13 protein-coding genes are annotated in these 15,200 nt (G+C 40.8%); 5 read left to right on the top strand and 8 right to left on the bottom strand.

Going from position 1 to position 15,200, the window contains the following annotated elements:
* Positions 1-8: 8 nt before the first annotated feature.
* Genes L4F92_RS01155 through yiaK form a run of 4 tightly spaced genes read right to left on the bottom strand, consistent with a single transcriptional unit; the run spans position 9 to position 3,263 of the window.
* Positions 9-1,289 carry a TRAP transporter large permease subunit gene (locus L4F92_RS01155; RefSeq protein ID WP_250351380.1) on the bottom strand — a complete coding sequence of 427 codons (1,281 nt, stop codon included), beginning with the start codon at positions 1,287-1,289 and terminating at the stop codon, positions 9-11.
* Positions 1,286-1,768 (bottom strand): TRAP transporter small permease, encoded by a 483-nt coding sequence (locus L4F92_RS01150; RefSeq protein WP_250363905.1) that lies wholly within the window; start codon positions 1,766-1,768, stop codon positions 1,286-1,288. The genes L4F92_RS01155 and L4F92_RS01150 overlap by 4 nt, the downstream gene beginning before the upstream one ends.
* An 8-nt stretch (positions 1,769-1,776) precedes the next feature.
* Entirely contained in the window at positions 1,777-2,241 is a 465-nt protein-coding gene (locus L4F92_RS01145) for a YhcH/YjgK/YiaL family protein (protein WP_250351378.1), read from the bottom strand.
* A 23-nt stretch (positions 2,242-2,264) separates the two neighbouring features.
* Complete coding sequence (gene yiaK / locus L4F92_RS01140) at positions 2,265-3,263, bottom strand: 3-dehydro-L-gulonate 2-dehydrogenase (protein ID WP_250351377.1); 999 nt, start codon at positions 3,261-3,263, stop codon at positions 2,265-2,267.
* A 234-nt stretch (positions 3,264-3,497) separates the two neighbouring features.
* On the opposite strand from yiaK, the gene L4F92_RS01135 reads away from it, so the two are divergent.
* The gene (locus L4F92_RS01135; protein ID WP_250351376.1) at positions 3,498-4,313 is read left to right on the top strand and encodes an IclR family transcriptional regulator; all 816 of its coding nucleotides are present in this window, start codon (positions 3,498-3,500) and stop codon (positions 4,311-4,313) included.
* A 212-nt stretch (positions 4,314-4,525) separates the two neighbouring features.
* On the opposite strand, the gene L4F92_RS01130 is transcribed toward L4F92_RS01135, so the two are convergent.
* The 3 genes from L4F92_RS01130 to carA form a co-directional block, all read right to left on the bottom strand.
* Positions 4,526-5,821 (bottom strand): ammonium transporter, encoded by a 1,296-nt coding sequence (locus L4F92_RS01130; protein WP_250363904.1) that lies wholly within the window; start codon positions 5,819-5,821, stop codon positions 4,526-4,528.
* A gap of 441 nt (positions 5,822-6,262) precedes the next feature.
* Positions 6,263-9,475, bottom strand: coding sequence for a carbamoyl-phosphate synthase large subunit (gene carB / locus L4F92_RS01125; protein ID WP_250363903.1), 3,213 nt, complete (start codon positions 9,473-9,475; stop codon positions 6,263-6,265).
* Positions 9,476-9,550: 75 nt separating this feature from the next.
* Positions 9,551-10,675: a glutamine-hydrolyzing carbamoyl-phosphate synthase small subunit gene (carA, locus tag L4F92_RS01120; RefSeq protein WP_250363902.1), complete on the bottom strand. Its 1,125-nt coding sequence runs from the start codon at positions 10,673-10,675 to the stop codon at positions 9,551-9,553.
* Between the two features lie 311 nt (positions 10,676-10,986).
* Between carA and L4F92_RS01115 the strand changes: the two genes are divergently transcribed.
* Positions 10,987-11,727: an MlaA family lipoprotein gene (locus L4F92_RS01115; RefSeq protein ID WP_250351372.1), complete on the top strand. Its 741-nt coding sequence runs from the start codon at positions 10,987-10,989 to the stop codon at positions 11,725-11,727.
* A gap of 17 nt (positions 11,728-11,744) precedes the next feature.
* A complete protein-coding gene (locus tag L4F92_RS01110) occupies positions 11,745-12,239 on the top strand; it encodes a YfbU family protein (RefSeq protein ID WP_250363901.1) in 495 nt (164 codons plus the stop codon).
* A gap of 314 nt (positions 12,240-12,553) precedes the next feature.
* Here the strand turns inward: L4F92_RS01110 and asnA are convergent, their stop codons facing one another.
* A complete protein-coding gene (gene asnA, locus L4F92_RS01105; protein WP_250351370.1) occupies positions 12,554-13,546 on the bottom strand; it encodes an aspartate--ammonia ligase in 993 nt (330 codons plus the stop codon).
* Between the two features lie 160 nt (positions 13,547-13,706).
* Here asnA and asnC point away from each other — a divergent pair, with 160 nt between their 5' ends.
* Together asnC and udp are read left to right on the top strand one after the other, a co-directional pair.
* Positions 13,707-14,159 (top strand): transcriptional regulator AsnC, encoded by a 453-nt coding sequence (gene asnC, locus L4F92_RS01100; protein WP_250351369.1) that lies wholly within the window; start codon positions 13,707-13,709, stop codon positions 14,157-14,159.
* A 32-nt stretch (positions 14,160-14,191) separates the two neighbouring features.
* On the top strand, positions 14,192-14,950 hold the full coding sequence (gene udp, locus L4F92_RS01095; RefSeq protein WP_250363900.1) for a uridine phosphorylase: 759 nt from the start codon (positions 14,192-14,194) through the stop codon (positions 14,948-14,950).
* Positions 14,951-15,200: the final 250 nt, after the last annotated feature.

Genomic DNA, 15,200 nt, shown 5'->3' with positions numbered 1-15,200 from the left:
CCTTGGGTTTAAGGTTGCATCCACGAAAGTGGCGTTAAAATTAATGAAGGGACAAAGATGAAAGCAAAGAGCAAAATAATCATCATTAACATATAAGGTAAAATGCCTTTTGCGGCTTCATCAAATGGCAGTTTTGACACGCCCGTAATCACATTTAATACATTACCGACAGGTGGGGTAATTAACCCAATCGACGTATTTAAAATAAATAGCACGCCGAAATACACAGGATCAATGCCCGCCTCTTCAACTAGTGGCATTAACACAGGGGTTAAAATCAACACGGTTGGGGTTAAATCCATTACCATACCCACAATAAATACCACCAGCATAATGACAATCAGCAATAAAGTTGGTGAGTTAATCAAAGGTTCTAATAACTCTGTAATCATTTGAGGCAACTCTGCAACGGTAATTAGCCACCCCGTTACATTCGCGGCTGCCACTAAAAACATTACCACGCCGGTTGTTTTTGCTGCGGAAAATAACACTTTATATAACGCGCTGATCTTTAGTTCGCGATAGATAAATACTGCTACAAACAGGGCATAGAACGTCGCAACTGCCCCGGCTTCTGTTGGGGTGAAGATGCCTAAACGGAATCCGCCAATAATAATGACAGGTAATAACAACGCCCATACACTGTTTTTAAAGGAAATACATAGTTCTTGTTTTGTTGCTTTAGAAAATGTCATTAAATTAAGCCGTTTTGCTTGCCACCACCACAGTGCGGCTAGGCAACAGCCCATTAATACGCCGGGGAAGATACCCGCTAAGAAGAGTTTTGTAATAGATACCCCGCTCGCCACGCCAAACACAATAAACGGAATTGAAGGGGGAATGATCGGGGCAATAATACCCGCCGTACCAATCAATCCCGCAGAACGCCCTAAAGGGTAGCCTGTGGTTTTCATCATTGGTAATAACATTGCTGCCACTGCCGCGGTATCCGCCACCGCCGAGCCGGATAAACTTGCCATAATCATTGCAGCTAAAATAGCAACAAATCCTAGCCCACCACGCTTATGTCCGACTAATTTCATTGGCAAATCAATAATGCGTTTGGACAACCCGCCCTCATTCATAATTTCGCCGGCAAGAATAAAAAAGGGAATAGCCATTAATGAAAAGCTATCTGCACCGCTCACAATTTGTTGTGCCAAAATTTGAGCATCAAATAAATCCAAATGGATCATCAAGGCAATCCCACAAATTAATAGTGAGAAAGCAACGGGAATACCTAGAATAATCGCACCGAGTAAAACAGAAAGGAAAATAATAACGGTCATTGAATGCCCCCTTTCAATAATAAACGAAGGTTTGCAACTAAACGTATGCTTAGCAGTAAGCCAATAAAGACACCAGCAACAACGCTTGCTAAGTAGGTGATCCCCTGTGGTAATCCAGAAATGGGTGCATAATTGGTTAAATTAAGCTCAAATTGTGTCCAGCCACCGCGAATAATCAAATAGCAACAGAACAACATAAGTCCGTCAGTCAATAGACTGAGAAGATGACGCTGATAAGCAGAAAGCTTATGGGTTAAAATCGTTACGTGAACGTGTTGATCATCATTAAAGGCTAAAATTGCACCAAGGAAAGTCAGCCACACAAATAAATAGCGAGAGACTTCCTCGGTGATGTTAATGCTACTGTTGAAGCCATAACGTAACACCACATTGAGAAAAACTAAGCACGACATCGTAGCAAGAATGCTCACCACGGTAATGCTGAGTGTTTTTTGAATAAAATTGACAAGAGATTTCATTTTTCACCTCAAATCTCACTGATTGCAATTTTGACGACAACCTTACGAATATTGCTAGATTGCAGATCAATACACGCAGGGCGATGAATGTCTTCAGGAAAGAAAATCGCAAAATTCCCTTTTCGCATAATCAATTCACTTTCATTTTCTGCATCTTGGTAAAACAGGATGTCTCTTTCCGCATTGTACGCTTGTGCAATCTGGTTATTGCCAAGATCTGGTGCAATACCGATACGTTCTTGCCCTGAATGTAGGTATTGCACATCAAGGTAACGACGATGAACTTCGGGCAAAATCTCAGATTTAGGCTTTGTTTCGAGATCTAAAACTTGGGCAAAAATCAACCGCTCTTTAATTTCATAACAACCCGCAGGCAGGGTGTCAAAATCGGTATTTTTTAGATAAGCCAAGGCAATGTTAATCGCCTCGGGAAACCCATTATTATTTACATTAGAAATATGTCCAAAGTACATCCTGTCACTCCTTCTATTTCAGCTTATAAGGCTTTGAGTTTTGCCCATACCGTATCATCAACGGGAATGCCATTTGCTTTATTCTCCGCTAAAATCGTGGTAAATTCGTGTCCCGGCAGACGTATCGCCACCTCAGGATCAGCACGTTCCGCAGTACGGACATAATCCATAATACGTGTGAGTTTCTCTTCTTTGGTTTTTCCATCAATAAGACGATCTACTTCGATAGCAATAAACACTTGTGAAACACAGTATTCATCATCTTTATCTTCTGTCACGGCAGCGGTGGATAGCCCATTAGAAAGCAAGGTGGCGATCATATCTAGTACGATAGATAATCCCGACCCTTTCCAAAATCCCATTGGTAATAAACGACGATTATTTTCTACTGTGGCAGGATCGCGCGTTAAGTTGCCTTCATCATCAAATCCGGCATCAACAAATGTTTGTCGTCCAGCTAAACGGTGAACTTCTAACATTCCGTAGGAATACATCGAACAAGACATATCTACCATTGTAATTGGCGTAGTTGGGACAGCAACAATCAAAGGATTTGTGCCAATTCGACATTCTTTTGCTCCCCAAGGCGGCATTACTGCCAGTGCATTGGTCCAGCAAATGCCGATATAACCTTTCTCTGCAGCTTGCCAGCCGTAACTTCCTCCGCGCATCCAGTGGTTTGCGTTACGCAATGCCACCACGCCGATACCATATTGATCGGCAATTTCCATTGCACGATCCATCATTTTTTTAGCGGTTAAATTCCCCATTGCCTGATGGGCATCCCACTGTTCAACCGCCCCTAAAGAAAGCACTTTGGTCGGCACGGCTTCTGGCACAATGTCGCCATTTTCTAGTTGTTGAATAAAACGCGGAAAACGATTCACGCCGTGAGAATAAGCCCCCGCCTGCGTGGTATCTGCAAAGGCCGTTGCGCATTCTTCGGCAATCTCTTCACGGACATTACGTGCAAGCAACACGCGTTTAAATTCAGCTTTTAACTCATTATAAGAAACTAACATACCCACCTCTTATTTCATATTGTGAAATTATGTTTCATAAGTTACATTATGGCTATGTAGAAAGTCAATCTTAAAGAGAAAATAAAACCCATTAAAAATCAATATGTTAAAAACATTTTTCTAGAATTGTGATCTATATCTCAATTAATCGAAATAATATTTCACAATGTGAAATAGAAAAGGAAGTAAAAATTCATTATACTTCTGGCTAACAGAAAAGAGAGGAGCAACCTTATGTCAGACGATAAATCCAATGGAAATCAGAGCTTAAGTCGTGGTTTAAGATTACTTGAAATTTTGAGCAATTACCCGAATGGCTGCCCATTAGCAAAATTATCAGAGATTGCGCAGCTCAATAAAAGTACCGTACATAGATTATTACAAGGCTTACAAAGTGAAGGTTATGTACAGCCTACGGCAACCGCTGGCAATTATCGTTTAACTACAAAATGCTTGAGTATTGGGCAAAAAATCTTAATGTCGTTAAATATTATTAATATTGCCGCTCCTTATTTAGAAGCGCTGAATTTAACCTTAGGCGAAACTGTGAATTTTTCTAAACGGGAAAACGACTATGCCATTATGATCTATAAATTAGAACCGACAACAGGAATGCTGAGAACACAGGCCTATATTGGGCAACGTTTACCCCTTTATTGTTCCGCGATGGGTAAACTTTATCTCGCCTATGAAAAAAATAAAGATTATCTGCCACATTATTGGCAAAGCCAAGCCGAGAATATCAAACCACTCACGGCAAATACCGTAACCCATCTTCCTTTAATGGAAAAAGAACTGAATGATATTCGACAAGAGCAATTTGCAATGGATCGTGAAGAAAATGAAATTGGCGTTGTTTGCGTTGCCTGCCCGATTTTTAATTATCAAGGAAATGTGGATTATGCCGTTTCGGTGTCAATGTCGTCTTATAAATTAAAACAATTAGGCATTCCCTATCTGTTGAATGAAATTCAAAAAACAGCGCTACTTATTTCACAAGAATTGGGGTATAAGCCAGATCACGCTCTGCCACAGCCGAAAAAACAATAGAAAAAAGCACCGCACTTTGATTTGTCCATAAAAGTGAAACCATATCTCAATGGATTAAGGGCTGATAGGGGTGTTTCTGTTAGCTGTATCCCTTGCTAATATTAAGCGTGAATACACGGAAAAGGAAATAAATTATCTCCCAAGTCAGAAAGAAGAATTTCAACGTTCAACGCATAAAAAAATCAGGAGCTACGCTCCTGATAAGCCCCTGATTATTCCAAACGTTCACCGTGAGAAATCAGATCTAAACCTTGGCGTTCTTCATCTAAGGTGACACGAAGATCCATACATTTATTCATTATCCATAATAGAAGCAGTGAGATAATACTGCTATACACTAAAGTAATAATAACACTTTCAATTTGTAACCAAAGGCTTGCGTTATTATTTCCAGTCACTTCACTCGAAACAAAAATCCCCGTTAAGATTGCCCCAGCAATGCCGCCCATTCCGTGGATACCAAAGGCATCAAGAGAATCATCATAACCTAATTTGTATTTCAGTTTGGTAACAGTAAAGAAACAAATCAGACTAGTGAGCGCACCAATCCATACCGCGCTTTGTGGTAGTACAAAGCCGGCAGCAGGGGTTATCCCCACTAATCCTGCTATTGCCCCAGAGGCAAGACCTAATGCAGAGGGCTTATATTTACTGACAACTTCACAAAGTACCCAAGTTAATGCCCCTACGGCAGCAGAAATTTGTGTGGTTGCAAGCGCCATTCCCGCACGACTATCGGCGGCTAAGGCAGATCCCGCATTAAAACCAAACCAGCCAACCCATAACATCGCACAACCAATGAGGGTTAAGGTGAGGTTATGCGGCGCCATAACTTCTTTTCCATAGCCATAACGCTTTCCAATGAAAACTGCCGCACATAATCCGGCTACGCCCGCATTGATATGAATGACTGTTCCACCGGCATAATCTAATACCCCATCTTCGGCCAACCAACCGCCAATCCCCCATACCCAGTGCGCCGTTGGAACATAAACCAGCAATGTCCATAAACCGACAAAAATTAGCACCGCACTAAATTTCATTCGCTCGGCAAATGCCCCTGTCATAATGGCGCCGGCAATGATGGCAAAGGCCATCTGAAATAGCATAAAAACAGACTCTGGAATTGTGCTTGCTCCGGGATAGACAGTGAGTTTTTCTTCTGAGGTAAGTACATTTAACCCTTGCAAAAAGAGACGATCAAATCCACCAATAAAGGCGTTATTTGGGGTGAAGGCTAGGCTATAACCACATACAAACCAAATTACCGCAATCAAACTACAGGCAGCAAAACTTTGCACCATAACGGATAAAATATTCTTTTTTCTTACCATTCCAGCATAAAATAATGCCAAGCCCGGGATCGTCATAAATAACACTAAAATCGTCGATAGCATCATCCAAGCGGTATCGCCAGTATTGATGACCGAAAAAGGTTGTAGCCAATCAACGGCTTTTGCTGTCAGGGGAAAGCATAAAAGCATTAATAACCCACTATATTTTTTCATTTTAATATCCTCTCATTGCGTTAAATTGCCGTTTTATTGCTTGCTTTTGGAGGGATAAGTTTTTATCACCCTTTCCACAAATGCCATTACCAAACAGGTAAATCACAAATAACAAAATAATGAAAAATAAAGATTTCGTCAAATAAAAAAGAAAAAAGAATGAAAATAAATTAAAAATAGAATGATGTTTTAATATGAAATCCAATTTTATTTATTTTGTATTCATCTCGTAGATAAAAATTTACTGATGCCATAAAACAGAGGCTTAATTTTATAAGCCGTTTCATTGCAAACTAAGATAAGACTTTCTTAATCCCTATCCTTCACCTTACCCAGATCCCACTGGCTCGTTGTACCGTTTTCTCTTATTGCCTTAAAGCATAATAATAGGCACTTTGATTAAAGTGCCTTATTTTTGAATTTAAACGACCAGTAAATGATTTACTGTCTTTTTAGCTTAGTTTGTAAGGATTGTAAGGAATACACCTCGTAATTTTGCAAATTGCCGATACTTTGCACTAAGGCTTCTGCCGCGGCCAAGGTGGTTTGAATAAAGACTTTTTGTTGCAACGCACTACGACGGATAGAATGGCTATCTTCAATGCTTTCAGGCAAACTACCTACCGTATTAATGATCATCGCAATCTCGCCATTTTTTATTGCATCAACAATATGTGGACGCCCTTCGCGAACTTTATTTACCGTTTGGGCAAAAATACCGTTTTCACGCAAGAAATTGGCTGTCCCAAGGGTTGCACATAAGCCATATCCCTGTTCTTGTAATCCTTTCGCAATCGGCAATAAGCGTGGCTTATCCTTGTCATCAACAGAAATAAATACTTTTCCTGTTTTAGCGATTTGTTCGCCTGCGCCAAGCTGAGCTTTAATGAACGCTTCTGCGAATGTTTCGCCCACGCCCATCACTTCTCCTGTTGAACGCATTTCAGGGCCTAAAATAGTATCTACCCCCGGGAATTTTATAAACGGGAACACCGCTTCTTTCACTGAATAAAAGTGCGGTTGAATTTCACCTTGAATTTGTTGAGCTTGCAAACTGATGCCAGCCATTACACGCGCCGCGATTTTGGCTAATGGACGTCCTGTGGCTTTGCTCACAAATGGCACAGTACGACTTGCCCGAGGGTTTACTTCTAAGACATAGATCACGCCCTCTTGCACGGCAAATTGAACATTCATTAATCCCACCACATTTAATGCTTTTGCCATCGCTGCAGTTTGCCGGCGGATTTCATCTTGAATCTCTGCACTTAAGGAATAAGGTGGCAGAGAACACGCACTATCCCCACTATGAATCCCCGCTTGTTCAATATGTTGCATAATCCCGCCGATGACCACCTGTTCGCCATCACAAATGCAATCCACATCCACTTCAATAGCATTATTTAAGAAATGATCAAGCAGAATTGGGCTATCTTCGGAAACTTGCACCGCTTCACGCATATATTTGTTGAGTTCCTCCACATTATACACGATTTGCATTGCACGCCCGCCTAGCACATAAGAAGGACGAACCACGAGTGGATAGCCCACTTCATCAGCCAATTTGACTGCTTCTATGGCATTTCTTGCGGTACGGTTATTCGGTTGTTTTAAGCCGAGTTGTTGTAGGATTTGTTGGAAGCGTTCACGATCTTCTGCGGCATCAATACTGTCCGCTGATGTACCAATAATGTTCACGCCATTTTCGGCAAGGGCGTTCGCGAGTTTTAGCGGTGTTTGACCACCATAATGCACAATGACGCCATCAGGCTGTTCAAGGTGAATGATTTCTAACACATCTTCAAGGGTAAGCGGTTCAAAATAAAGGCGATCTGAGGTATCGAAATCGGTAGAAACCGTTTCAGGGTTACAGTTCACCATAATGGTTTCAAAACCGCTTTCACGCAAGGCAAGTGCGGCGTGGACACAACAATAGTCAAATTCAATGCCTTGCCCAATTCGGTTTGGTCCACCACCTAAAATCATAATTTTCTTACGATCAGAGGGTTTCGCCTCGCATTCTTCTTCATAAGTAGAATAAAGATAAGCCGTATCCGATTTAAATTCCCCAGCACAGGTATCAACTCGTTTATAGACAGGGTGCAGATTGAATGATTTACGCAAATTTCGCACCGCACTTTCATTACTTTTCACTAATTGGGCAATACGTTTATCTGAAAAACCTTTACGTTTTAAACGGCGAAGCTCTGCATAGTCTAATTGTTCAAGTGTTTTTTGCTCTAAGGCTAATTCTTCTTTCACTAAATCTTGGATCTGTACTAAAAACCAAGGATCAATTTTCGAGTAATGATGTACTTCTTCTAAGCTAAACCCTGCGCCAAAAGCATCGGCAACATAAAGAATGCGGTTAGGCCCGGGGTTACCAAGTTCAGTGCGTATTTTTTCAGGCGCTTCAGACAGCAAATTGAAACCACAAATACCCGTTTCTAATCCTCGTAACGCTTTTTGTAAGCTTTCTTGGAACGTACGCCCCATTGCCATTACTTCGCCCACGGATTTCATCTGCGTGGTTAAACGATCGTCCGCTTGAGGAAATTTCTCAAAGGCAAAACGTGGCACTTTAGTCACCACATAGTCAATAGACGGTTCAAAAGATGCTGGGATAAGTCCACCAGTGATGTCGTTACGCAATTCATTGAGCGTATAACCCACCGCCAATTTGGCGGCCACTTTCGCAATAGGGAAACCTGTCGCTTTAGACGCCAGCGCAGAAGAACGGCTCACGCGTGGGTTCATTTCAATCACAATCATTTCGCCATTGACTGGATTAATGGCAAATTGCACGTTTGAACCGCCTGTATCCACCCCAATTTCACGCAACACAGCAAGGCTGGCATTACGCATAATTTGATATTCTTTATCAGTGAGAGTTTGCGCGGGTGCAACGGTGATAGAATCGCCCGTATGTACGCCCATTGGATCAAAATTTTCAATGGAGCAGATGATAATACAGTTATCGGCTTTATCACGAACCACTTCCATTTCGTATTCTTTCCAGCCTAATACCGATTGTTCGATGAGTAACTCGTGGGTGGGTGAGGCATCAAATCCCCGTTCACAAATGGCGATAAACTCATCTCGGTTATAGGCTATGCCGCCCCCTGAACCGCCCATAGTGAAAGACGGACGGATTAACGTTGGAAAACCAACTTCGGCCTGAGCTGCCCAAGCTTCCTCAAAAGTATGGCAAACAAAAGATTTTGGCGTATTTAAGCCAATTTTTTCCATTGCTTCTTTAAAGCGACCACGATCTTCTGCTTTATCAATAGCATCTTCCGTTGCCCCAATCAGTTCGACAGCGTATTTTTTCAACACGCCATTTTTAGAAAGATCTAAGGCACAATTCAAGGCAGTTTGCCCGCCCATTGTGGGTAAAATCGCATCGGGACGCTCTTTTTCAATAATCTTTTCGACCGTTTGCCAAGTAATTGGCTCAATGTAGGTCACATCTGCCATATCAGGATCAGTCATAATGGTGGCGGGGTTAGAATTGACTAACACCACTTTATAACCCTCTTCACGCAACGCCTTACACGCCTGCGCCCCTGAATAGTCAAATTCACACGCCTGTCCAATCACAATTGGGCCTGCACCGATAATTAATATAGTGTTTATGTCTGTACGTTTTGGCATTTTGGTTTCTCTTATAATCTTTTTTAACGTTGTTTATGGAGTGTTGGTGTAACTTTAGTTACTATGAGGTTATTTCTATTTACTTTGTTCCAATGCAGCCACAAACTTATCAAACAAATACGCCACATCATTTGGACCGGGGCTAGCTTCAGGGTGGCCTTGGAAAGAAAATGCCACTTGGTCCGTTAGCTCAATGCCTTGCACCGAATTATCAAATAAAGAGCGGTGGGTAATTTTCACATTTTTTGGCAAGCTGTGTTCGTCCACTTCAAAGCCGTGATTTTGGCTAGTAATAAAAACTTTTTGTGTCGCTAAATCTTGCACAGGGTGGTTTGCACCGTGATGACCGAATGGCATTTTTTTGGTTTTACCCCCTACGGCAAGCCCTAATAATTGATGTCCTAAGCAAATTCCAAAAATCGGCTTTTTGCTTGCCAATAAGGTTTGAATATTTTGAATCGCATAATCGCAAGGTTCAGGATCGCCCGGGCCGTTGGATAAGAAAATGCCATCAGGCTGATAAGCTAACACTTGTTCTGCGGTTGTGTGAGCGGGTACAACGGTAATTTTACAGCCGCGTTCAGCAAGCATTCGTAAAATATTGTGCTTCACGCCAAAATCATAAGCAACAATATGATATTCCTGTTCAGGCTGTGAATGATAACCTTTACCTAACGCCCACTCTCCCTGTGTCCATTCATAAGGCGCTTGGCAAGTTACCTGTTGAGCAAGATCTTTGCCAGCCATAGAACCGAAACCTTGTGCAAGCGCGAGGGCGTTTTGTTCATCGATCTCCCCTGCCATAATACAGCCAGCCATCGCCCCTTTATCTCGTAAAAGACGGGTAAGACGACGCGTGTCAATATCGGCAATGGCGACCACATTATTTGCTTTTAGGTAATCGGTAAGGCTTTGATTGGCACGGAAATTACTGTGTAACAAAGGCAAATCACGAATGATTAATCCACTAGCATAGACTTTATTGCTTTCTTGATCTTCATTATTGGTGCCAGTATTGCCAATATGGGGATAGGTAAGGGTAACCATTTGTTGAAAATAGGAAGGATCGGTGAGAATTTCTTGATAACCCGTGATAGCGGTATTAAAAACCACTTCTCCCGTTGTTGAGCCAGACACCCCAATAGATGTGCCGTGGAAAACGCTGCCGTCAGCCAATACTAAAATTGCTGGACTAGACATAAAAAACTCCTTAATTGTAGGTGAACACTTGCAAATGCTCATTAACCGAAATTTAGCGAAAAAACACCGCACTTTTATTTTGCAGTTGCACTAAATTGCATTGGTGGTTAGCTCACAGGCTAAACGGGCTAATTCTAAAAGACAATAGCACGATATTCAAGCAAATTCGCAAGGAATAAGAAATATATTTATTCATTAATATTGCATAAATAATCATTGTAATGCAAGCAATTTATTTTTCTCTGATTTATTTTGTAGATTTTCACCAAGTTGTTTACAATGTATCTTATTTTTTAGTCACAGGGCATATTATGAAAAAATCCGTTTTCGTCGTCTCACTCGTACTTGGTTCAGCTTTACTCACAGGCTGTGCCACAATCGATCCACAAACGGGAGAACGTAAAGATCCATTGGAAGGATTTAACCGAGCAATGTGGGATTTCAACTATAAGGTTGCCGATCCCTATGTGCTGAAACCAGTTGCCAAAGGTTGGAAAAATTACGTGCCACAGCCTATTAAAACAGGAATTATCAATGTTGCGAATAACCTTGATGAACCAGCCAGTTTTGTAAACCGCTTATTGCAAGGTGAATTTAAAAAAGCAATGGTGCATTTCAATCGCTTCTGGATCAACAGTATTTTCGGTCTAGGCGGTTTAATTGACTGGGCAAGTGCCAGCCCGCCATTACGCGTAGAAGAAAAACGCCGTTTTGGTGATACCTTAGGGGCTTATGGTGTCGAAACAGGTACTTATGTAATGTTGCCGATGTACGGACCGGCAACTCCTCGTCAAGATCTAGGTAATTTAGTGGATACCACTTACCCAATGCTGTCTTTACTAGGTCCTTGGGGATTATTAAAATGGGGTATTCAAGGTATTGATAGTCGCGCAAAAATGCTTGATAAAGACGCATTATTAGAGCAATCGCAAGATCCTTATGTTACTTTCCGCGAAGCCTATTTTCAAAACTTAGAATATCACGTTAAAGACGGCAATGTGGAAACCAAAGGCAATACCCTTTCACAAGATGAACTTAAAGAAATTGATTAATGATAGGAATAAATACTATGGAAATGACCTCAACTCAGCGCTTAATTTTAGCTAATCAATATAAATTAATGGGCTTATTAGATCCAAATAACGCCGCGAAATATGCCCGTTTAGAAACGATTGTAAAAGGGGGATTTGGACTAGAATTGAAAGAATTAGATAAAGAATTTTCTAATCTTTCAGAACAAGAATGCCAAACTGTTCGAGATACGCTTGAAATGTATCACGCTTTACACGTTTCTTATAACAACTTAGGCGACACAACCACCGTAACCCCACACCGCTTACAATTTGCGGGTTATTGTGCTGTGCGTGAGAAAAAATATCTTCACTACTTACGTTTTATCACCACCACAGAAGGGAAATACGCAGAATTTATGCAATGCGAACACGGCTGTGATTCACAAACGCCAATGTGGGACAAATACATTAAAATGCTTGAAGTTTGGCGTAGCTGCCCACACGAATATCATTTAAGTATGGCGGAAATTCAGAAAATTTTGAATGCTTAATTGCCAAAAACCACCGTATAATTAAGTGCGGTGGTTTTTTATAAAGTGTTTGACCTAGCTAAAATAATATACTTAAGCAAAAATTGTATTTTTCACGCACTGATTGCCCAAAATAGCCTAAAACCTATGGTATAAGATAATACTTTTTACTAATACGTTGGTCATTACGCCACTATATTCATTACTATACCCAGATGTATTCAAGTAAAATTAAAAGGACTTGGTACAGCACAGACCCAAGTCCTTAGATTTAATACCCCTAAGTTTTTAACGACAATTTAAAAAACCTAGATGTTTTCTTCACTTGTAACCTATTAAAGAATATTTTTAAATTCTTCCATTACTGATTTTGGCCACACGCTAGATTGCACTTCACCAATGTGTTTTTTATGTAGCAACAACATTGCTAGGCGAGATTGCCCAATTCCGCCACCAATTGAAAGAGGTAATTTGCCATTAACAAGATCTTGATGCCAATCAAATTTTAAGCGATCTTCATCACCTGTAATGGCAAGTTGTTTGCGTAAAGCCGTTTCATCTACGCGGATTCCCATTGATGACACCTCAAATGCGCGCTCTAGTGTTGGATTCCATACTAAAATATCACCATTTAAGCCTTTGTATTCACCTTCAGAAATCGTTGTCCAGTCATCATAGTCTGGGGCGCGTTTGTCGTGTGGTTTGCCGTCGGATAATTCACCGCCAATTCCAATTAAGAACACAGCGCCGTATTCTTTACAAATAGCATTTTCACGCTCTTTATCATTCATTCCCGGATAGCGTTGAACTAAATCTTCACTATGAATAAAGGTAATGTCCTGTGGTAAAAAACGGGTTAAACCAAATTTTTCACTCACTGCGGCTTCTGTTTCTAATATCGCTTGATAAATAGAACGCACGGTTTCTTTTAAATAAGCAAGGTTGCGACGACCTGCGGGGATCACTTTTTCCCAATCCCATTGATCCACATAGACAGAGTGAGTTTGATCGAGGCTATCTTCATCTGGACGTAATGCTTTCATATGTACAAATAACCCTTCACCTTCGGCAAAACCGAAACGCGCAAGGGTATGGCGTTTCCATTTGGCTAAAGAATGAACGACTTCAAAGGTGGCATCTGTGATCTGCTTCACATTTACTTGAACTGCTTTTTCTGTACCTGAAAGATTATCTTGAATACCATTGCCAACTTGGCTTAGGATAGGACCTTGAACTTCTACAAGCCCTAAATGTTCCAAAAGTTTTTGGGTAAAGGTGTTTTTAGCAAAGCTAATTTCTTGTTGTTGTAAAATAAATGATTTTTCCATTGTATGAACCTTATTTATTATTGGTTTTGATTTTCGTTGCATATTATTTAATGATACGGGATCAAAATTCAATACCTATAAACAAAAATAAGATTGAAAATGGTTTTTCCATAAAAAAATAGCTATAATTTTAAATTAAATTTAATTTTGGGAAAAGAAAATGCACAATATTGATAACTTAGATAAACAAATCCTCCGTGTGTTAATCAAAGATGCGCGTACGCCGTATGCAGAAATGGCAAAAAATTTTGGGGTAAGCCCCGGAACAATTCACGTTCGTGTCGAAAAAATGCGTCAGGCGGGCATTATTCAAGGGACGAAAATCCGTATTGATCAACGTAAATTAGGCTATGATGTATGCTGCTTCATTGGCATTATTCTTAAAAGTGCGAAAGATTACGATAAAGTCATTGAGAAATTAGAAAAATTTGAAGAAGTGGTGGAGGCTTATTACACCACGGGGAATTATTCTATTTTTATTAAGGTGATGACCCACACCATTGCGGAGCTTCATTCCGTGCTAGCAACCAAAATTCAGTTGATTGATGAAATTCAATCTACCGAAACCTTAATTTCAATGCAAAACCCGATTTTGCGTGATATTACTCCATAACTTATTCATTTATAACAAAAATAGGAGTCATTATGTCTGATGTTTTTCACTTAGGTTTAACCAAAACAATGCTAGATGGGGCGAAACTTGCCATTGTTCCGGGCGCGCCAGAACGCGTTGAGCGGATTGCTCGTTTATTGGAAAATCCAAAATTTTTAGCGGCAACAAGGGAGTTTACTTCGTGGCTTGGCTATCTTAATGGTAAAGCGGTGGTAGTGTGTTCCACAGGAATTGGCGGCCCTTCTGTTTCCATTGCTGTGGAAGAGTTAGCGCAATTAGGCGTGCGTACTTTCTTACGCATTGGCACAACAGGGGCGATCCAACCGCATATTAATGTAGGTGATATTTTGATCACCACCGGCGCGGTGCGCTTAGATGGTGCAAGCCGTCATTTTGCTCCATTGGAATATCCTGCCGTAGCCGACTTTACTTGCACCTCAATGCTTCACAAAGCTGCATTAGAAAATCAGAACGCCAAAGTGCATATCGGTATCACCGCGTCATCCGATACGTTCTACCCGGGGCAAGAACGCTACGACACTTACACGGGCAAAATTTACCGCCACTATCAAGGTTCGTTAAAACAATGGCAAGAACTCAATGTGATGAACTATGAAATGGAAAGTGCAACCTTATTTACAATGTGTTCAGCCTTAGGGTTGCGTGCGGGAATGGTGGCAGGCGCTATTGTAAACCGTACCCAGCAAGAAATTCCAAACGAGGAAACCATTCACCAAACGGAACAAAACGCCATTGATATTGTGGTGAAAGCCGCCGCATTATTAGTTTAATTAAAAAATAAAGTGCGGTGAATTTTTACCCATTTTTTACCGCACTTTCTTAAATGACGTATCATAATTATGATGAATTTCAGGCTTTCTTATCTGGTTCTTGTCCCTCCGTACTCAATAAAAGATTGCAATTTCAGCCATAGATCGTAAAATCCCTTTGTTCGTTGAACAGCTATATCGCAAGTATTGTGTATAGGAAATGATCAAACTGTTTTCAATTCTGGTTTTCATCGTTATACCATTCTTGCCG

It is taken from the genome of Avibacterium sp. 21-595 (assembly GCF_023611905.1).
Taxonomy (GTDB): domain Bacteria; phylum Pseudomonadota; class Gammaproteobacteria; order Enterobacterales; family Pasteurellaceae; genus Avibacterium.
This window is presented reverse-complemented; position numbering and strand designations above follow the sequence as displayed.

Coding starts and splice junctions, on each gene's coding strand:
- L4F92_RS01135 (WP_250351376.1), top strand. CDS start 3,498: ATGTCAGACGATAAATCCAATGGAAATCAGAGCTTAAGTCGTGGTTTA.
- asnC (WP_250351369.1), top strand. CDS start 13,707: ATGCACAATATTGATAACTTAGATAAACAAATCCTCCGTGTGTTAATC.
- carB (WP_250363903.1), bottom strand. CDS start 9,475: ATGCCAAAACGTACAGACATAAACACTATATTAATTATCGGTGCAGGC.
- L4F92_RS01155 (WP_250351380.1), bottom strand. CDS start 1,289: ATGACCGTTATTATTTTCCTTTCTGTTTTACTCGGTGCGATTATTCTA.
- L4F92_RS01115 (WP_250351372.1), top strand. CDS start 10,987: ATGAAAAAATCCGTTTTCGTCGTCTCACTCGTACTTGGTTCAGCTTTA.
- yiaK (WP_250351377.1), bottom strand. CDS start 3,263: ATGTTAGTTTCTTATAATGAGTTAAAAGCTGAATTTAAACGCGTGTTG.
- L4F92_RS01130 (WP_250363904.1), bottom strand. CDS start 5,821: ATGAAAAAATATAGTGGGTTATTAATGCTTTTATGCTTTCCCCTGACA.
- L4F92_RS01150 (WP_250363905.1), bottom strand. CDS start 1,768: ATGAAATCTCTTGTCAATTTTATTCAAAAAACACTCAGCATTACCGTG.
- udp (WP_250363900.1), top strand. CDS start 14,192: ATGTCTGATGTTTTTCACTTAGGTTTAACCAAAACAATGCTAGATGGG.
- carA (WP_250363902.1), bottom strand. CDS start 10,675: ATGTCTAGTCCAGCAATTTTAGTATTGGCTGACGGCAGCGTTTTCCAC.
- L4F92_RS01145 (WP_250351378.1), bottom strand. CDS start 2,241: ATGTACTTTGGACATATTTCTAATGTAAATAATAATGGGTTTCCCGAG.
- L4F92_RS01110 (WP_250363901.1), top strand. CDS start 11,745: ATGGAAATGACCTCAACTCAGCGCTTAATTTTAGCTAATCAATATAAA.
- asnA (WP_250351370.1), bottom strand. CDS start 13,546: ATGGAAAAATCATTTATTTTACAACAACAAGAAATTAGCTTTGCTAAA.